Genomic DNA, 18,305 nt, shown 5'->3' on the forward strand with positions numbered 1-18,305 from the left:
CGCCGGCGGGAGGGACCGGGCCCATCGGCCCAGAGCCCTCCCGCCCGAAGAAGCGCCCACTCCCCCGTCAGGCGATGTGACGGATCCGGCGCACGGCCAGGAAGACCAGGAGCGCCGCCAGAGCGAGGAAGACGCCCGTCTCGATGCTCTGGAAGGCCCAGAACCTGTCGCCGGGCTGGTAGAGCTGCCAGTTGTGGGAGCCGGGTCCCAGTCCCTGATGAGCCATCTGGTCCAGGCACGAACTCGCCCCGCCCTTGCCCTCGTTGGTGGGCGGGCACCCCACCTGGGCGTTCTCCCTCACGAGCTTCCCGGCGCCGTCGCGCAGCCCCTGGCTGAGAATCCAGTCGCTCGACGCGGGGTTCGGCCCCTGGGAGCTCGCCAGGCCGTAGTTCAGGGTTTTGGCGGGCATGTAGTGGGCCCGGCCGAGCGTTTCGACGGCGATACGTACGACGGCGAATCCGGCGAGGGTGACCGCCATGGCCGGCAGGACCCGGCGTGCGAAGCGCCATGTTCGTCATGTCCGATCCCCCAACTGGTCACGAGACGTCCTCGACCGGCGGTGCGTCGAGCGTGGTGCGCAGAGTGGTGTCGATCAGTGCGGTGATGTGCTCGCGGCCCAGACCCGCGGCCCGGGCCTTGTGCAGCCAAGCCAGCAGGTCCTCGCGCAGCCCGGCCTGGTGGGCCAGGGCCGGGCCGGCGAGGGTGCCGACGAGGAAGGTGCCCACGCCTGGGCGCCCCTCCGCCAGTCCTTCGAGTTCGAGCTCGCGGTACGCCTTCAGCACGGTGTTCGGATTGATCGCCAGCGACTGAGCCACCTGTCGCACCTTGGGCAGCTGGTCCCCGGGCTCGGCGAGACCGACCCGCAGAGCCTGGCGCACCTGGAGCACGAGTTGCATGTAGGTGGCCGCCCGTGAACGGCCGTCAAGTACGAACTCGATCACTGCTTCTCCCGTTGTCTTACGACAGTAAGACAACTTGCTGACAGCGGGGCTGAAGAAGGGGAAGCGATGGCCGTTCAGCGCCCGTCGGCGTCGATACGGAAGCGGAGTCGGCAGATCACCGCGTCGGTGTCGCGGTGCACCGCGTGCGCGACGACGGAGCCGCGCTGGTTCTGGAGAAGGCGCTGCCAGAGGCGCGCGGACTCGGTTTCGGGGATCAGTACGGTGATCTGGGAGTCCGGACGGGTGGCGGACAGTTCGCGTACGTAGGCGGAGACGGGGCGGCCGAGGGCGCGCGTGGGTGAGCTGAGCTCGACGAGATCGATGCCCGGGTTCCACAACTCCCAGTCGCGGTACAGCGCTTCGGCCTCGCGACGGTCCTCCGGGGCAGGATGGGTGACGGTGATCGCCAGCACCTCGTCGCCCAGCGAACGGGCCGCGGTGAGCGCCTTGCACGTCAGCCTGGACAGGCCCGAGACGGGTACGACGACCAGCGAGTGGGTGCGCTTGGGCGGTTCGGGGATACGGCCGAGTTCGAGGCGCTCGCCGATGAGGCCGTAGGCGCGGTGCACCCGCTCGAAGCCGAGGACCAGCAGCGGCAGGGCGAGGACGACGAGCCATGCGCCCTCGGTGAACTTGGTGGCGGTGACGACCACTCCCGCGACGCCGGTCAGCAGGGCGCCGAAGCCGTTCAGCACGGCCTTCGCCCGCCAGCCGTTGACCCGGTCGCCGTACCAGTGCCGGACCATGCCGATTTGGCAGATGGTGAAGCCGATGAACACCCCGATCGCGAAGAGCGGGACGAGGGTGTTCGTGTCGCCGCCGGAGAACACCAGCAGCAGCGCGGAGACCAGGGCCAGCGCGAGCACCCCGTGCCGGTGCACCTGCCGGTCGGCCTTGAGGGCGAACACATGCGGGAGGTGGTTGTCGCGGGCCAGCAGGCTCATCAGTACGGGCAGTCCGCCGAAGGACGTGTTGGCGGCGAGTGCGAGGAGGACCATCGTCGCGAACTGCACCACGTAGAAGGCCACGTCGTGGCCGAACGAGGCGTCCGCGAGCTGCGCGAGGACCGTCACGCCTTCGACCGGCTGGAGATGGAAGCGGCCGATGAGGACGGAAAGGCCGATCAGCATCACGCCGAGGAGAGCGCCGAGCGCCACCTCGGTGCGCTGGGCGCGCCGGGCGGCCGGGGCGCGGAAGGACGGCACCGCGTTGGCCACGGCCTCCACTCCGGTGAGGGCGGAGCAGCCTGCCGCGAACGCCTTGAGCAGGAGCAAGGCCCCCACGGTGGTGGCGCTGTGGCCGAGACCGGACGGGTGGCCGTCGGCCGAAGCGGTGCTGACCGGGCCGTCCCGGAAGAGCCCGACCACGATCATCGCGAGGATCGAGCCGACGAACAGGGCGGTCGGCAGCAGGAACGCCCTGGCCGAGTCGACCACGCCCCGCAGGTTGATGGCCGTGACCAGGACGAGGACGCCGAGGCAGATCCAGGTCCGTTCGCCGTAGAGCTGTGGGAAGGCCGAGGTGAGTGCGGCGACTCCGGCGGTGACGGAGACCGCGACGTTCAGCACGTAGTCGAGGATCAGGGAGGCGGCGGCGACCAGGCCGGTGCGACGGCCCAGGTGCCGCTTGGCCACGGCGTACGAGCCGCCGCCGTCCGGGAACGCGGCGATGACCTGGCGGTACGAGGCCACCAGCACCGCGAGCAGCCCGGCGATCGCCAGCGTGACGGGAAGCGTGAACCCCATTCCGTAGGCACCGGCCACGGCCAGCACCAGAACGATCGACTCCGGTCCGTACGCCACCGACGCCATCGCGTCCAGCGACAGCGCGGCGAGCCCCTGGAGCGCGGTGAGCTTGTGCCGGTCACCGGCGCGGGCAGCCGCCGTTCCGCCGGTATCAGGCGGTTCGTGGACTCCCCCGCCGTCCTCCGCCGTGTTCGCGCCGCCTGTCTGCATGGCCATGTTGCCGGTCCTCCGGTTGAGCAATTCGAGGACCAGCGTGAGTGCCGTGCGGCGAAGGGCCCAGCCCTCTTGCCGTGATCCATACGGACGCCGGAGCACTCTTCACGCGCTCCATACGTCGCGGCAGGGAGCCGTGCTCACCGGCCGTCTCCACGACGGTCGCGACGTGCCGGCCGCTGCCGGCCCCACGGCACCGCGCGAGCGTCTGCCCCGGCCCTCAGGCGCCCTTCGCCGGGCGTGTGATGTCCAGCGCCGCACCCGTCTGATCGGCGAGTGTCACGGCAACGAGGCGGGCCTGGAGCGACGGGGCGGGGCCGGGTCCGGGCGTGAGCATGTAGCGGCCGAGGTACTGGCCGTTGCCGTACGCGCGCAGTTCGACCTCGCCGTCGGGCCAGCCCCCGCTGTCGACGTCCCAGCGCCTGCGGCCGACCACCACGTTGCCGTCCTGCTCCAGGCGCGGCGGCCGCCCCAGGAGGGTGCCGTACTCGAATCGGCAGGCCCGCAGTCCGAGCAGTTCGGTCAGCTGCTCACGCACATGGCCGACGACCGCGTCCGCGGACGTGGTGGACTGGGCGAGGTCGGCGGTCCCGTGGATGCGCGCCAGGTACTCCGCGTCCGTCACCGTGACCACCTTCAGCCGGCGTGCGCGGGCCGCGAGCTGCGACACGATCACCCCGACGACCAGGAGCAGCACCGCCGTCTCGACGTCATCGGAGTCGGTGATGCTGAACCGCTGGTACGGACGGGTGAGGAAGAAGTCGAACCAGGCCGCCGCCGACAGCGCCGCGACAGCGCCCGCCGCACGACTGCCGACGGCCGCCACGGCGACGACCACCACGACCAGGATCAGGGCGGCGTTGGTGGCCGAGAGGTCCGTGCGGAAGGGCACCAGCACCAGCGCGACGAGGAACGGGCCGACGAGGCCCACGGCGAGTGCGATCCGGTCCCGCACGGGGTGGCCGGTCAGCGGGTTGCCGGTCATACGCGTCGCCTCCAGCTCTCGGGCACCGCCCCCAGAACTAGGTATCACGGGGGTACTCCGCCCGCCCCGCGAAGCGCGGGGGCGGCCGCGTGACCTGCCTTGCTTTCCAGTGTGCTGCGTGGCGTGAACACCGTCCATCGCCCGGTCGGCACCCCCGCCGGTTGCGCTCCGTCGCCGTGCCGATCCTCCGGCCGGTGGTGACAATGGCGGCACGGACGAGCGGCACCGTTCCTCTCAGCACGGAGCCGGGCGTGGGCCCGGGTCTCGCGAGCTGTGGACGTCGGCCCCGGTGTCCGTGTGATGGCCGGGACCCCGGGCTGGGCAGCACGTCAGGAGTACACCGATGGCCACCACCCACGGGCACCGTAAGAGTCGCCTGCGCGCGTGGATGCTCGAGGGCCTGTCCGACATGGCCAAGACCACCCCCCAGGGGGCGGCCGCCGAGCCGGAGCCGTCCCACAAGGGGCAGCCCTGGTGGCGCGTGATGTGTCTGACCGGCGTCGACTACTTCTCCACCCTCGGCTACCAGCCCGGCATCGCGGCCCTCGCGGCCGGGCTGCTGTCGCCAGTGGCGACCATCGTGCTGGTGATCGTCACCCTCGTGGGTGCACTGCCGGTGTACCGCCGGGTCGCCGAGGAGAGCCCGCACGGAGAGGGCTCGATCGCGATGCTGGAGCGGCTGCTGTCCTTCTGGAAGGGCAAGCTGTTCGTTCTCACCCTGCTGGGCTTCGCCGCGACCGACTTCCTCATCACCATCACTCTGTCGGCGGCGGACGCCTCCACCCACCTCGTGGAGAACCCTCATCTGACGGAGACCCTGCACAACAAGCAGATGGTCATCACCCTCTTTCTGGTGGCCCTGCTCGGCGCGGTGTTCCTCAAGGGGTTCCTGGAGGCGATCGGCGTCGCCGTCGTCCTCGTCGGCATCTACCTCTCGCTCAACGTCGTGGTGGTGGTGACCGGCCTCTGGCACGTGATCACGAAGGAGCATGTGATCACCGACTGGTCCACGGCGCTCACCGCGGAACACGGCAACGCGTTCGCCATGATCGGCGTCGCTCTGCTGGTCTTCCCCAAGCTCGCCCTCGGCCTCTCCGGCTTCGAGACCGGCGTGGCGGTCATGCCCCACGTGAAGGGCGACCCCACCGACACCGAGGAGCGGCCGACAGGCCGTATCCGGGGCGCCAAGAAGCTGCTCACCACGGCCGCCGTGATCATGAGTGTGTTCCTCGTCTGCACCAGCTTCATCACCACGCTGCTCATCCCGGAGAAGGAGTTCGAGTCCGGCGGCCAGGCCAACGGCCGGGCGCTGGCGTATCTGGCGCACGAGTACCTGGGCAGCGCCTTCGGCACGGTCTACGACATCTCCACCATCGCGATCCTGTGGTTCGCGGGCGCCTCCGCGATGGCCGGGCTCCTCAACCTGATGCCCCGCTACCTGCCGCGGTACGGCATGGCGCCGCACTGGGCCCGCGCCGTACGTCCGATGGTGATCGTCTTCACCCTGATCGCGTTCCTGGTGACCTGGATCTTCGACGCCGACGTCGACGCCCAGGGCGGTGCCTACGCGACCGGTGTCCTCGTCCTGATCTGCTCCGCCGCGATCGCCGTGACCATCGCCGCGCGCAAGGCACGGCAGCGCAACTGGGCCATCGGCTTCGGCGTCATCTCGGCGGTGTTCCTCTACACGACGGTCGTCAACGTCATCGAGCGCCCGGACGGCGTCAAGATCGGTGCCTGCTTCATCGCCGGCATCATCCTCGTCTCGCTTCTCTCCCGGCTGGCCCGCGCCTTCGAACTGCGCGTCACCCACGTCACGTTCGACGCCATGGCCGAGCGTTTCGTACGCGACATCGCCAGCCGCAGGATCAGGTTCATCGCGAACGAGCCCGACAACCGCGACATCGCCGAGTACCGCCAGAAGATCGACCAGATCCGCCACGACAACGACGTCCCGGCCCAGGAGGACTTCGTCTTCGTCGAGGTCACGGTGCTCGACCCGTCGGAATTCGAGGGGGATCTGAACGTACGCGGCGAGGTGTTGCACAACCGCTACCGGGTCCTCACCCTGGAGGGCTCCTCCATCCCCAACGCCCTGGCCGCCCTGCTTCTGCACATCCGCAACACCACCGGCCGGGTTCCCCACATCTACTTCGAGTGGACCGAGGGCAACCCCCTCGCCAACTTCCTGCGCTTCTTTCTCTTCGGCCAGGGCGAGGTGGCCCCCGTCACCCGCGAGGTCCTGCGGGAGGCCGAGCCCGACCCGGCCCGCCGCCCCCACGTCCACGTGGGCTGAACGCCTCCGCGGGCGTCGAGCCGGTCGTCACTCAACTCACGTCCGGGTAGGCGTAGTTGGCCCAGTCCGCGACCACCCGCTGCCGCACGTCATCCGGGAACGAGTTCGCGAACGGGGCTGTGACTCCCGCGGCCCGGCCCTCGAACCGCCCGGGCAGCAGACAGCTCATGACGGACTTGCCACCTCTCCTCGTGCGCACCTCTTGCTCGGCGAGGTACAGGACCATCGGGATCCCCAGCGGCGCAAGCTCGTCACCATCACCGACCCGGGCCGCGAGCCGGCCACGACCCTCGCGCCCGCCGTCGTCGGCATCAGCGAAGAGATGCCGGCCCACTGGGCGTCGGAGGACGACGTCGGGCAGCGAATCGGTAGACACGCGACGCCCCGGCAGTGCCGTCAATCGGCTGACGTCAGAGCGTCCCGTGCGGCGGTGAGGATCTCCTCGGAGAGCGGGAACTCCCTGGTGGCGCGGGCCAGGACGAGCGCCCCGACCATCGTGCACAGCCGGGCCATGCCGTCCTGATCGTCGGTGGCGAGCCAGTCGGCGAAGTCACCGACCCCCTCGCTGTACACGCGGCGCGCCTCGCGGTCGCCCGACCCGCGGGCCATGTCGGAGGCGAGAGCGGCGGCGGGACAGCCGTCCGCCGAGTTGTCGCGGTGCGCGACGGAGAGATAGACGTCGATCAGCGCCTGCTGCGCGGCATCGCGCTGCCCGTCGCTCTGCTCGAGGCCGGCCGCGCGACGCCGGGTGAGCTCGTCGAACGCGTGGGCGGTGGCTTCGTCGACGAGCGCCTCCTTGGAGGCGAACTGCTTGTAGAAACCGCCATGGGTCAAGCCGGACGCCTTCATGAGGTCGGCGACGCTGACATGCGTCCCCTGCTCCCGGAACAGCCGGGAAGCGTTCTCCACGACGCGCCTGCGGTTCTCCAGCGCCTGCGCCTGCGATACGCGGCCCATCGGCCACCTCCCCGCTCTCCCCATTGGATGTCGGTTGCCATCTATCCTAGACCCTGTTTAGATTATGTACGTCATCTACTTGGCGGACCCGGTCACCGGGCCCCCGAATCACCGGGAGTGGACATGGAACTCAAGGGCGCGGTCGCTGTCGTCACCGGGGCCAACCGAGGGCTGGGCCGCCATCTGGCCGACCAGCTCGTACAGCGCGGAGCGAAGGTGTACGCGGCGGCGCGGCGCCCGGAGACCGTGGATCTGGCAGGCGTCACCCCGCTCCGCCTGGACGTGACCGACGAAGAGTCGGTCCGGGCCGCGGCCCGCGTCGCATCCGACGCGACACTGCTCGTGAACAACGCCGGGATCTCCACCGGAGCGACTCTCATCAGCGGCGAACTGGACGCGGTACGCCTTGAGTTGGAGACGAACTTCTTCGGGCCGCTCGCCCTGACGCGGGCGTTCGCCCCGGTCATCGAGGGCAACGGCGGAGGCGCGGTGCTGAACGTGCTCTCCGCGCTGTCCTGGCTGCACCCGGCCGGTCTCGGATCCTACGCGGCCACGAAGGCCGCGACGTGGGCGCAGACGAACGCCGTGCGCGAGGAGCTGGCCCCCCGCGGCATCACGGTCACCGCTCTGCACGTGGCCTACATGGACACCGACATGGCCACCCGCGTCGCGGCCGACCAGAAGGTCGACCCCGCGGATGTGGCAGCCCAGGCCCTCGATGCCGTGGCGGACGGCCTCCCGGAAATCCTCGCCGACGACGTCACACGGCAGGTCAAGCAGGGCCTCGCCGCCGCTTGAATGCGGCGCGAGGCCGACCGCCTCACGACGTGGCCGACAGCCGACCACCCTCCTCACGGGCTGCGTTGACAGCACCATCCCGCCGATTCCGATCACGCAGGCAGCCACGGAGGGAGGGGGCGCGTGCTCAGCGGGGGCCGTTGCGCCAGACGAAGATCTCCGTGCTCGGCTGACGCTCGCAGAACCGGCCCGACGGGGAGGCCTCACGCAGGAGTTGGCGCAGGTCCGTCTCGAATGCGTAGCGGCGCGTGCCGAAGAGGTGCGGCGCCGAGAACGACATCGAGAACACCCCGGCGACCAGATCGTCAGCGCTGCGTTCCAGCGGCTGTCCGCCGGGCACGACATGGCGCTGTGGGCCGGAAAATCCCGCCCAGGTGAGCACCGCGGCCTCACCGCCCGGCGTCCCGTGCGGGAGAACGCCCCGGCCGGCCCGGCGGACGGGCCCGAGATACTGCCGCACCAGCTCGTCGATGGCCGAGCGGGGGGCCGCCGGATGAGGCAGCCCCCCGACGGTTCCCGTCTGCGTACCCGTACCTGTCTCTGTCCCCTGTCCTGTCTGCGTCTTCAGATCCGAGATGTGCGCGAGCACCCCGCCCGTCTTGAGCATGCCCTTGATGGTCACGGCAACCAGATCGCGGTCCATCCAGTGGAAGGACTGGGCGAAGGCGTCGAACGTGCCGAGGCCGGCCGGCAGATCCTCGGCCCGGGCCTGGACCCACCGCGCCTTCCCGGCCACGCCCTGTTCGGCGGCTTCACGCGCCGCTTCGGCGACCATTCCGCGGTCCGGGTCCACGCCGACGATCTCGCTGAACAGGTGCGCCAGGCTCAGCGCGATCACACCTGGTCCACATCCGACATCGATGAGCCGCCCTCGCCCGTCGAGCCGCAGAACCTCGGCGAGCGTGCCCGCCAGCCCTGGGGCGTACGGCAGCCGCCCGCGCCGGTAGTGGCGAGCGGTCCCCGCGAACAGGCTGTCGTCCCACTCCCAGCCCGCTCCCATCCCCACCCACCGCCCGTCAAAGAGTTCCCGCACGTGTCCGGCGGCCCGATGATTCCACGGCTGGAACCGGTGGGGTGCCGGGACACGGGCTGAGGTCCGTGTGGCCCTGACGAGCACGGGCGCTTCGACCGGACGGTAGCGTGCGGTCACATTCCGTTTCCCGATGGGATCGGCCCCGTGATGGTCGTCGACCACCGGCCGCAGTGGCCGCTGGAGTTCGAGCAGTTGGCCGGGCAGTCGCGGGCGGCCATGGGTGGGGTGGCGTGGGACATCGATCACGTGGGGTCCACCGCGGTGCCGGGTCTGGCGGCCAAGGACTGCATCGACGTCCAGATCCGGGTGCGGTCGATCGACGAGGGGCGGGACGTCGCCCCGCTCTCGGCGATCGGCTTCCGGTGTCGGCGCGAACCCTGGAACCGTGCGGAAGTCTCCGGCGGGGTCCCGTGTCGCAAGCTCGTCTTCGCGCCTCCGGTCGGCGCCAGGCCCTGCAACATCCGTCTGCGGGAGGGCTCAGGCCTCAACGCCCGCCACGCGCTCCTGTTCCGCGACTACCCGCGCGCCGACGAGCCGGCCCGCGGGCGTGGGGAGCGTTCAAACAGCGGCTGGCGGCGAGCGTGTCCGACCTGTGCGAGTACGGCCAGATCAAGGCGCCCGCCACCGAAGTCCTGACGGCTGGGGCCGAACGGTGGGCCGCGGAGACCGCCTGGACCGTCACACGCCGGAGTCCACCGGGGTCCGCGTGACTACGGAGGGCGGCCGTTGCACCAACTCCCGGTCGCAGGCGCCGATATCGCGCCTACCCGCACCCCGCGTCCCCACTCCATGATTTCGATCATGGGTAATCCGTGCCGCTCGCCCTAGCATTGCGCGCCGTGAACAGACACCCGATGCGCAAGAAGCTCGTCCTCCTCGGCGTGGCGGGCGCCCTCACCGGCACGGTGGTCGCCGCGGGCGATCTCTGGCCGGACACCGAGGCCACGGCGGCGGCGGACGGCGCACAGCAGCGTGCCGTGGCGGCGGAGCTCAAGCACTGGCCGGCGCCGGTGGCGAAGAAGCTGGCGAAGGTCATCGCCGCGCACGACCACCAGGGCGCGTACGCGGTCTTCGACGCGGACAACACCACGTACCGCAACGACCTGGAAGAGGCCCTGCTCCCCTTCCTGGAGATGAAGGGCGTCCTCACGCGCGACACCATGGACCCGTCCTTGAAGATCATTCCGTTCAAGGACACGGCCACGCACAAGGAGACGCTGACCGAGTACTACGCCCGCCTGTGCGACATCGACGACCAGGTGTCGTACCCGTGGGCCGCGCAGATCTTCTCCGGGTTCACGCTGAAGCAACTCAAGGGATACATCGACGAGTTGCTCGCCTACGACAAGCCGCTGCCCGGCGGGGTGAAGCCGCCGCAGTTCTCGACGGGCATGCAGGAGCTCTACCGCACGCTGAGCGCCCACGGCATCAAGGTGTATGTGGTGAGCGCCGCGAGCGAGGACCTCGTACGGATGGTGCTCGCCGACCCCGAGTACGGCTACGGCGTCCGGCCCGAGAACGTACTCGGAGTCTCCGCCCTCCTCAAGGACCGCAGGACGGGTGAAGTCACCAGCTCCCGCAAGGAGATCGCCGCCGGCCACTACGACCAGGCGAAGCTCGCCGACCACGAACTGACGTCCACTCTCTGGGCACCGTCCACCTGGTACGAGGGCAAGCCCGCCGCGATCAGCACGTACATCGACGCCTGGCAGAAGCCCGTCCTGGCGGCGGGCGACACTCCCAAGAGCGATGGTCCGATGCTGCTGCGATCGACGGACGTGGAGCACGGCGGCGTGCGCGTGTGGGTCAACCGCAAGGACAGCTACATGAAGGAGATCGACGGCATGAAGGCCGCGGGCGCGAAACGCCAGAAGGAGCTGGGCCAGAAGGTGACTGCGGACAAGCAGTGGCTGACCGTGACACCGGAACAGATCCGCTGACGCCGGCGAGATCCGTGTAGCCGCGTTCCGTGAGGAGCGCGGCCATGTCGGTCGTGGCCGCCTCGGCCTGACTGTTTCGGACGCGGCTATTTCGGGTGCGGCTGCTTGTGTGGTGCGCCCGCCCCCGGCGACAAAGGCTCCGAGACCGCGTCGATCAGCACGGGCAGGAAGGTGACGGCCAGTTCCTCGGGTGCCAACTGGTCGGGTTCCACGAGGCTCTGGGCCAGGGAGCCTTCGTGAACGGCAGTCGTCAGGCGGGCCAGGGAGTCCAGGTCGACTGTGGGGCTGCGGCCGATACTGGTGAAGAGGCGCGCGAGTATGCCGGCGATCTCCTCGCGCAGTCCGCGGTCCCGCTCCGCGAGGAGACGTGCCGTCTCGGGATGCCTGATGGCGTGCAGGGTGAACTCGGTGGACAGCAGGTACCAGCGGCGCTCGGCCGCGTCGACGGTGCCCGTTCTCGCGAGTACCGCACGCACGGGGTCGTCCGAGTGCTCGAGTTCCGCGACGGCCTGCGTCAGACGGTCGACGACGCTCTGGGCGTGCAGGTCGAACAGGGCGAAGAAAAGCTCTTCCTTGTTGCGGAAGTTGGAGTAGAACGCCCCGCGCGTGAGCCCGGCCCGCTCGCTGATCATCTCGATCGAGGTTCCGTAGAAGCCGCGCTCGGCGAACGCCTCCTGCGCCGCTTCCAGCAGCCGCGCAGTCGTCTGCGGGCGACGCTTGGTGGGCCCCTTCGGCAACGCGTCCCTCCCTGGCCATTGACACCCCGATGTGACCCGCACCACGATACAGCACTGTATCGGATACAGGTCTGTATCTCATGCGGTGCTGTATCACATACGGGTGCCCTCACCCCTTGTCCGGCTTGGCGCCGCACGCGCACCTGTGCCGTTCGGCGCTCACGAGGAGGCAATCGATGGACACGTTCGCTGCGACAACAGCACCCCACACCGGCGTCGGGCCGGTACCGCCGGGGTTCAAGGCGATGCTCCCGCCCACCTTCGATTCGGTGGAGCAGGAGAGGCTGCACCGCAAGCAGGAACTGGCCGCGGCCTTCCGGCTGTTCGGTAAGTTCGGATTCTCGGAGGGCGTGGCGGGACACATCACGGCGCGGGACCCGGAGAACCCGCGGTGGTTCTGGGTCAACCCCTTCGGCATGAGTTTCACCCAGATCAAGGTCTCCGACCTCGTCCTCGTCGACCACGACGGAAACGTCGTCGAGGGCAGTCACCCCGTCAACCGCGCCGCCTTCTGCATCCACTCCGAAGTGCACAAGGCCCGCGAGGACGCCGTCGCCGCGGCCCACGCCCACTCCGTGCACGGCAAGGCGTTCTCCACGCTCCGCCGGAGGCTCGACCCTCTGACTCAGGACGCCTGCGCCTTCTTCGAGGACCACGGGCTCTACGAGGATTTCCGCGGAGTCGTGAACGACACCGAGGAGGGCCGGCGGATCGGTGAGGCGCTCGGCCCGCACAAGGCCGTCATTCTCGCCAACCACGGCTTGCTGACGGTCGGTCAGAGCGTGGCCGAGGCCGCCTGGTGGTTCATCACGATGGAGCGGTCCTGCCAGGCGCAGCTCCTGGCCATGGCGGCCGGCACGCCGTACCCCATCGACCGGGACACGGCGCTCCAGGTACGGGAGCAGATCGGCAGCCCGTTGTCGGGGTGGTTCCAGCTCCGGCCGCTGTGGGACCAGATCATCGAGGAGCAGCCGGACCTCTTCGACTGAACGCCCCCGCCCCGGGCCCACCGGCGGTTCGGCGCCGAACGGTACGCGGCCGTCGCCGCGCACCGAGCCGTGCCTGCTCGCGGTGACGCGTGAGGGGCACGTCCGTGGTCACGAGTATTTCCAGTAGTCACGCCGGGGCAGTTCGACCCACACGTCCGGTGGCCCGATGACGGCGCGCGCGTCGGTCAGGCGCAGGCCCGCACGGGCGCAGGAGTAGGCCACCGCGTTGTGCTGGAAGAGGTAGGAGAACAGGACCTCCTCCGACGTGTCGCCGTGGTCCGGTCCACCGCCCGGGTGGAGGTCCGAGCCTTCGATGACCCCGTCGCGCGCGATGATGCCCTGGTTCCCGCTTTTGGGGTTGGCGTACAGGCCGTAGCAGTAGGTGCCGGCGGACAGCATGGTCATCACACCTGGCATCTGGGGTGCGTAGCCCCAGGGCTGGGTGACGACGCACCCGCCGGGCACGGTCGTCACTCCGATGGTCTGGAGGCTCTCGTCCTTGTCGTACGCGTAGGGGTCGTCCAGCAGTTCTTCCAGGTCCTCGCCGTCCGCGGGCTTCGCCTCCAGACGGCGCATCGCCTCCTGGGCGTCGATCCCGGCCACGCAGGCGAGGCCCGTGCCCTCGTAGTGGAAGGTGCCCAGCGCCTCGACGAGGCGTCTGCCCTCCCGCGCCATCGTGCGCTCGGCCTCGGTCAGGCCGCGTCCGCCCTCGGGCACCGGGAACAGGTCCGGTGCCGGTCCGGCCAGGCTCAGCCGGCCGGGCGACCAACCGCCGAGCTGGGGTCGCCATGGATCGGCCCCGGCGGCGGCCAACGCCCGTGCGTTGTCCGGCCGGTCGCCCATGACCGCCTCCCACAACGCGGTCGTCCCGTCGTCCAGCGCGTCCACATCCCGTACACGTCGCGCCAGTTCCGCCACGACCTCCGGTGAGCCGAAGGCCGCCGCCCGGTGCAACGGCCGCCCCCCGCCCCACGCCTCGGGATCGGCCCCCTGATCGAGACGACGCCGGATGTTGTCCGCGTCCTGCCAGTCCTCCCACTTCACGTCCGACCAGCCGCCGTTGACCTGTGCCATCCTCCGCCCCTCCCGTGCCCGCACGAGCAGTTCGTTGCGCCGCCCCCGTACGAACACCATCGCAGAGGGGTCTGACAACGCAGGCCCGGCGGGGGCGATCAGCCGATGCGTACGTCCGCCGAGCGCGACGGAACGGCGTCGAGCGCGGCGACCGTCGCTTCGTCGAGCGTGATCGCGCCCGCGGCGATGTTGGCCTCGAGATGGCCGGGGTCCGCGGTCCCGGGGATGAGCAGCGTGTTCGGGGAGTGCCGGAGCAGCCAGGCCAGGCCGACCTGTGACGGCGTACTGCCGAGGGACTGCGCGGCAGCCAGGACCGCGGGCTCCTCGGTCACCTTCGGAATGCCGGGGAACGCACCACCGAGCGGGAAGTACGGCACCCAGGCGATTCCCTCGGCGGCACACGTCTCCACCATGGCCTCGTCGTCTCGGGCCACGAGGCTGTACGCGTTCTGCACGCACACGATGCCCGCCGGGATCGCCCGGCGCAGTCCCTCGGCCGTCACACTGCTCAGACCGATCGCGCCGATCATGCCCTCGTCGCGCATCGCGGTCATGGCCGCGAGCTGGTCGTCGATGTCGACCGCCTGGTCACCCTCGGCCCGCAGCCCGGGCCCGGAGTCGAGCCGCCGCAGGTTCACGACAGGGACCTGGTCGACACCCAGGGATTTGAGGTTGTCCTCGACGCTCGCGCGAAGTTCCTCGGGCCGCTGCGCGGGGCGCAGGGGGATGCGACCGCCCGGATCCGGGTCGGCGCCGACCTTGCTCACGACGAGTACGCCGTCCTCGGGCCGGAGCGCCTCGCGCAGGAGCCCGTTGACGAAGCCGTTGCCGTAGAAATGGGCGGTGTCGACGTGGTCGACACCGAGCTCGACCGCGCGGCGCAGGAGGGCAAGGGCTCCGCGGCGGTCCTCGCGCAGGCGCTCCAGCTGCATCGCACCGAAGCCGACGCGCGAGACGGTGCGGCCCGCGAGCTGTCCGGGGCCTCCGGGGCGTGCCGCGCCCGTGGCCGTGGTGTCGGGGGAAGATGTGCCGGTGGTCGTCATAGGAAGTCGCTCCTGTGGGACGATTGGCGTAAGCGGAGGAACCTCCGCTCTATCGACCGTACCATTACCGGAGGGACCTCCGCTTTGACTCCGGAACCGACGCCCACCGGCGCACCCCCTGGCACACCTCCGCCCGCCGACGGGGCCGGGCGCGCCGAACGCCCTCTGCGGGCGGACGCACAGCGCAACCGCGAGAACCTCGTCACTGTCGCGCGGGCCGCCTTCGCCGCCGCGGACGACACCGTCGCGCTGGAGGGCATCGCCCGCGAGGCAGGCGTCGGGATCGGCACGCTCTATCGCCACTTCCCCACCCGCGAGGCGCTCGTCGAGGCCGTCTACGCCGCCGAGCTCGACGCCGTCACCACGAGCGCTCCCGCGCTGCTCGAGGAGTTCCCGCCCGATGTCGCGCTCCGCGCCTGGCTGGACAACTACGCGAAGTTCACGGCGACGAAGCGCGGGATGATCGACACGCTGCGCGCCGGCTGGGCCTCGGGACGGATCACGACCCCGACCACGCGCGAACGCATCACAGCGGCCATCGGCACGATCCTGACAGCGGGAGCCGAAGCGGGGTCGCTCCGCGGTGACGTCGACCCGGACGACGTCACCGCGATCGTCTTCGGTGCGTTCCTGTCGACAGCCGCCAACAGCAACTCGCCGGAGCAGACCGGCCGGCTGCTCGATCTCGTCGTCGACGCCGTGCGCCCGAAGGCACACCCTTAAGGGCGATGGGGCCGCTGGGTCACTGCGCGTCGAACCGGCCCAGCAGCTCCAACGTCGTGTCCAGCGCCGCCTCCAGATGGGCGATGCCGCCGGTGGCCATGAGGACGGTGACCCCGCCCTGCACCGCGGCGATCAGGGCGGCCGCCGTACGGTCGGCGTCCAGCGCGGGATCCATCCGCCCGCTGCGCTGCATGCACCGCACCCCGTCCCTCAGCGCGGACTGCCACTGGGCGAGCAGTTGCCCGGTCAGCTGCTGCGAGGCGGGCGTTCTGCGGCCGAGCTCAGTCATGAGCACGCCCAAGGGGCAGTTGACGCCCTGGCGTTCGTAGCGCCGGACGACAGTGTCACGCCAGTCGCGCCACGCCTGCCAGGTGTCAAGGCGGCCGAGGTCGTCCAGGTGGGGCTGCTGGTCCTCCAGGATCCGCTCCGCCTCCAGGGCGGCGACGGCGAGGAGCAGTTCGTCCTTGCCGCCCGGGAAGTAGTGGAAGATCTGGCTCTTGCTGGTCGCGGTGCGGGCGCGGATGTCGTCGAGCGTGGTCGTCGCGGCGCCCCGTTCCCTGATCTCGGCGGCGGCGCCCTCGACGATGCGCAGCCGGGTCGCGGCGCCTTTCGCGGTCAGGCGCACCACCGTCGTCCCGCTGGTGATCATGGATTTCCTCGCTGCCACTGTGGACCTGCCGGTCCATTTTACGCGGCAGCGGTCAGGTCACCGCGCCCCGGACGACCCGGTACGGAACCGGGCCCGCCCAGAGTGACCCGGGCGGGCCCAGCCGTGGTGTTCCGGCGCCGGATCAGCCGTTGGCGCAGCCGCTGCCGAGAGCGGGGTTCAGCAGACCGATGACACTGACGGAGTCACCGCAGGCGTTGATCGGAATGCCGATCGGCACCTGGATGACGTTGCCGGAGATGACACCGGGCGAGTTGCCGGCGACGCCGTCCGCCTCGTTGTCGGCGCTGGCCACGCCGGCACCCGCGAGGACGGTGGCAGCACCCAGGGCGGCAGTGACGATAAGGGTCCGGATACGCATTCTGCTCCTCAAGTGAGATGACGGTACTTCCGGACCAATAACACCCCTGTCACCCGCCGCGCGCGATTCATTGCACCCATCAGGGGCGTGGCGTCGGACCCCGGGGATTCCGTCAGCGGGTGGTGATCCCGTTGACGCAGAGGTCGCCCCAGGCGCGGTTGGCCTTCACCTGCGGTGGCAACGGCGCTCGGGAGGCTTGGCGACTCGCGTTCCACGGTTGTCTTGTTGCCCGTCCACCCGATCTGTGCGTCGGCAGGCGAGGACCTGGCTGCGCGTCGACAGCCGGAGCCGAGGACGTGGCGGAGCGGGTGTTCGCCTCGCGCCCGGGCCGGCGATCCGCTCGCGCAGGCCGCGGTCGAGCGCTTCTCGACCGCGGACGCGCAGGGAATCGTGGCCCGGTGTCTCACCGTCGACCCACAGCTCGTCGTACTAGGCGGCGGCATCTCCCGCTCCGCCGGCATCGCGCTCGGACACATCACCGAGGAACGGGAGCGGGTCTGCATCAGGGGCCCCGGCTGCCGCCTCCGCGCTGGACCGGGAGACCGTCGTGCTCGGGGCGGTACGGACCGCCCTGGACTTGGTCGACGGGCGGTACTTCACCCCCGGGCGGCCGAGCCGCTCGCGCCTCCGCAGGGACATGGGACCGCGCGCCGAAAGTGAACAGCGGACGGGACTTCTCACCAGGAATGCGGGACGTGCGGCTCAAGGGAGCAGGGCGCGCCGCGAGGGGCGCCCCGCTACTTCCGCGTCGACGCCCTGGGCCGGAAACGAGCCGCGGTCACCCGGGGCGACGCCGCCTCCTCGCCGGTGATCAGCGCCTGGAGGATGTCCAGCAGGGCCCCCACGCTCTCCACAGGATTGAGTTCGACGGCCGAGATGGCCGGCCGGCTGTTGCGCGCGTGCTCGGAGTCCGACCCCGTCACCACCAGGGTCTGCCCCGGCACCTTCACTCCGCGCGCCATGAGCCCCTGCTGCACGCCGGCCGCGTGCCTCCCGGTGAGGCAGAAGACCGCGTCCGGCACACCGTCCTCGGCGATCTGCGCAGCCAGCCCCACACCGCCCTCGACACCCGCGCGCTCGGCCAGCGTGTACAGCCGGGACGGCACTTCGCGCTCGGCGCACCAGCTCAGGTAGGTCTGCTCGTGCTCGACGTTCCATGCGTTCGGGTCGGTACCACGCACCAGCGCGATGCTGCGCGCACCCGCTCCCTCCAGATGGGACAGGACCATGCGAGCGGAGGCGACGTCGTCCTCCGACGCCCAGTGCGGGAAGTCCGGGCGCCCGGGGACGCGGCCGTAGGTGACGTAGGGGATGCCCCGCTTCTCCAGGAGCGCGACGACGGGGTCGTCCAGGTGGGGGTTGGTGACGATGTAGCCGTCCATGGAGAACGTGAGCGGTGGCACCGGCGTCCGCGTCAGGTCCGGCACCAGCATGAGGCTCAGCCCTCTGGCCAGCGCCTGTGAGGCGGCCGCGCCCACGAACCGCTCGAAGACGTCCACGCCCGCCGGGGTGTAGTCACCCAGGGCGTCGAGGGAACGAAGTACCAGGCCCACCGCCCCCATCGTGGAGCGGCGCAGACCACGGGCGAGTGCGTCGGCCTCGTAGCCCATGTCGTCGGCGACGGCACGGATGTGCTCGCGGGTGGCCGCGCTCAGAGTGCCCTTGCCGTTGAGGGCGTGCGACACGGCGGTGATGGAGACTCCGGCCCGCCTGGCCACGTCCTTGATGGTGATGCCCTGTGTCCGCGCCACGGTCCCGCCCGAATTCTCGAAGAACCAATACCTGTCCGGCATTGTATAAAAC

General features: G+C 70.4%; 20 protein-coding genes. 7 read left to right on the plus strand and 13 right to left on the minus strand.

Annotated features, from left to right (window positions below):
• Positions 1–67: 67 nt before the first annotated feature.
• From OHO83_RS03650 to OHO83_RS03665, 4 genes are all read right to left on the minus strand, one after another.
• Entirely contained in the window at positions 68–478 is a 411-nt protein-coding gene (locus tag OHO83_RS03650) for a hypothetical protein (protein WP_266678938.1), read from the minus strand.
• A gap of 58 nt (positions 479–536) precedes the next feature.
• Complete coding sequence (locus OHO83_RS03655) at positions 537–941, minus strand: GntR family transcriptional regulator (RefSeq protein WP_330278647.1); 405 nt, start codon at positions 939–941, stop codon at positions 537–539.
• A 74-nt stretch (positions 942–1,015) separates the two neighbouring features.
• On the minus strand, positions 1,016–2,902 hold the full coding sequence (locus tag OHO83_RS03660; RefSeq protein WP_330278648.1) for an APC family permease: 1,887 nt from the start codon (positions 2,900–2,902) through the stop codon (positions 1,016–1,018).
• A gap of 217 nt (positions 2,903–3,119) precedes the next feature.
• The gene (locus OHO83_RS03665) at positions 3,120–3,884 is read right to left on the minus strand and encodes a DUF4118 domain-containing protein (protein WP_266678932.1); all 765 of its coding nucleotides are present in this window, start codon (positions 3,882–3,884) and stop codon (positions 3,120–3,122) included.
• Positions 3,885–4,227: 343 nt separating this feature from the next.
• Here OHO83_RS03665 and OHO83_RS03670 point away from each other — a divergent pair, with 343 nt between their 5' ends.
• Positions 4,228–6,180 (plus strand): amino acid transporter, encoded by a 1,953-nt coding sequence (locus OHO83_RS03670; RefSeq protein ID WP_266678930.1) that lies wholly within the window; start codon positions 4,228–4,230, stop codon positions 6,178–6,180.
• A 31-nt stretch (positions 6,181–6,211) separates the two neighbouring features.
• Here OHO83_RS03670 and OHO83_RS03675 read toward each other — a convergent pair whose 3' ends face one another.
• Both OHO83_RS03675 and OHO83_RS03680 read right to left on the minus strand, forming a co-directional pair.
• Positions 6,212–6,556, minus strand: a complete 345-nt coding sequence (locus tag OHO83_RS03675; protein ID WP_330278649.1) for a hypothetical protein — start codon at positions 6,554–6,556, stop codon at positions 6,212–6,214.
• Between the two features lie 20 nt (positions 6,557–6,576).
• Positions 6,577–7,137 (minus strand): TetR/AcrR family transcriptional regulator, encoded by a 561-nt coding sequence (locus OHO83_RS03680; protein ID WP_266678926.1) that lies wholly within the window; start codon positions 7,135–7,137, stop codon positions 6,577–6,579.
• 123 nt (positions 7,138–7,260) lie between these two features.
• On the opposite strand from OHO83_RS03680, the gene OHO83_RS03685 reads away from it, so the two are divergent.
• A complete protein-coding gene (locus OHO83_RS03685) occupies positions 7,261–7,935 on the plus strand; it encodes an SDR family oxidoreductase (RefSeq protein WP_266678924.1) in 675 nt (224 codons plus the stop codon).
• Between the two features lie 127 nt (positions 7,936–8,062).
• Here OHO83_RS03685 and OHO83_RS03690 read toward each other — a convergent pair whose 3' ends face one another.
• Entirely contained in the window at positions 8,063–8,935 is an 873-nt protein-coding gene (locus OHO83_RS03690; RefSeq protein ID WP_330278650.1) for a class I SAM-dependent methyltransferase, read from the minus strand.
• 180 nt (positions 8,936–9,115) lie between these two features.
• On the opposite strand from OHO83_RS03690, the gene OHO83_RS03695 reads away from it, so the two are divergent.
• Together OHO83_RS03695 and OHO83_RS03700 are read left to right on the plus strand one after the other, a co-directional pair.
• Entirely contained in the window at positions 9,116–9,604 is a 489-nt protein-coding gene (locus OHO83_RS03695) for a GrpB family protein (RefSeq protein WP_330280713.1), read from the plus strand.
• A gap of 203 nt (positions 9,605–9,807) precedes the next feature.
• Positions 9,808–10,908 carry a haloacid dehalogenase-like hydrolase gene (locus OHO83_RS03700; RefSeq protein ID WP_330278651.1) on the plus strand — a complete coding sequence of 367 codons (1,101 nt, stop codon included), beginning with the start codon at positions 9,808–9,810 and terminating at the stop codon, positions 10,906–10,908.
• An 86-nt stretch (positions 10,909–10,994) separates the two neighbouring features.
• Here OHO83_RS03700 and OHO83_RS03705 read toward each other — a convergent pair whose 3' ends face one another.
• A complete protein-coding gene (locus OHO83_RS03705) occupies positions 10,995–11,645 on the minus strand; it encodes a TetR/AcrR family transcriptional regulator (RefSeq protein ID WP_266678920.1) in 651 nt (216 codons plus the stop codon).
• Between the two features lie 176 nt (positions 11,646–11,821).
• Between OHO83_RS03705 and OHO83_RS03710 the strand changes: the two genes are divergently transcribed.
• Positions 11,822–12,634, plus strand: coding sequence for a class II aldolase/adducin family protein (locus tag OHO83_RS03710; protein WP_382474005.1), 813 nt, complete (start codon positions 11,822–11,824; stop codon positions 12,632–12,634).
• 108 nt (positions 12,635–12,742) lie between these two features.
• On the opposite strand, the gene OHO83_RS03715 is transcribed toward OHO83_RS03710, so the two are convergent.
• On the minus strand, positions 12,743–13,708 hold the full coding sequence (locus OHO83_RS03715) for an ankyrin repeat domain-containing protein (protein WP_330278652.1): 966 nt from the start codon (positions 13,706–13,708) through the stop codon (positions 12,743–12,745).
• A 98-nt stretch (positions 13,709–13,806) separates the two neighbouring features.
• Complete coding sequence (locus tag OHO83_RS03720) at positions 13,807–14,751, minus strand: aldo/keto reductase (RefSeq protein ID WP_266678916.1); 945 nt, start codon at positions 14,749–14,751, stop codon at positions 13,807–13,809.
• 84 nt (positions 14,752–14,835) lie between these two features.
• Here OHO83_RS03720 and OHO83_RS03725 point away from each other — a divergent pair, with 84 nt between their 5' ends.
• Entirely contained in the window at positions 14,836–15,474 is a 639-nt protein-coding gene (locus tag OHO83_RS03725; RefSeq protein WP_406314609.1) for a TetR/AcrR family transcriptional regulator, read from the plus strand.
• Between the two features lie 19 nt (positions 15,475–15,493).
• On the opposite strand, the gene OHO83_RS03730 is transcribed toward OHO83_RS03725, so the two are convergent.
• Together OHO83_RS03730 and OHO83_RS03735 are read right to left on the minus strand one after the other, a co-directional pair.
• Positions 15,494–16,123, minus strand: a complete 630-nt coding sequence (locus tag OHO83_RS03730) for a TetR/AcrR family transcriptional regulator (RefSeq protein ID WP_266678914.1) — start codon at positions 16,121–16,123, stop codon at positions 15,494–15,496.
• A 142-nt stretch (positions 16,124–16,265) separates the two neighbouring features.
• The gene (locus OHO83_RS03735; protein ID WP_266678912.1) at positions 16,266–16,502 is read right to left on the minus strand and encodes a chaplin; all 237 of its coding nucleotides are present in this window, start codon (positions 16,500–16,502) and stop codon (positions 16,266–16,268) included.
• Positions 16,503–16,676: 174 nt separating this feature from the next.
• Between OHO83_RS03735 and OHO83_RS46890 the strand changes: the two genes are divergently transcribed.
• Positions 16,677–17,162, plus strand: a complete 486-nt coding sequence (locus tag OHO83_RS46890; RefSeq protein WP_353963514.1) for an ROK family protein — start codon at positions 16,677–16,679, stop codon at positions 17,160–17,162.
• A gap of 77 nt (positions 17,163–17,239) precedes the next feature.
• Here the strand turns inward: OHO83_RS46890 and OHO83_RS03740 are convergent, their stop codons facing one another.
• The gene (locus OHO83_RS03740) at positions 17,240–18,295 is read right to left on the minus strand and encodes a LacI family DNA-binding transcriptional regulator (RefSeq protein WP_266678910.1); all 1,056 of its coding nucleotides are present in this window, start codon (positions 18,293–18,295) and stop codon (positions 17,240–17,242) included.
• Between the last annotated feature and the right edge of the window lie 10 nt (positions 18,296–18,305).

The sequence above is a fragment of the Streptomyces sp. NBC_00569 genome, from assembly GCF_036345255.1.
In the GTDB taxonomy this organism is placed as follows: Bacteria; Actinomycetota; Actinomycetes; order Streptomycetales; family Streptomycetaceae; genus Streptomyces.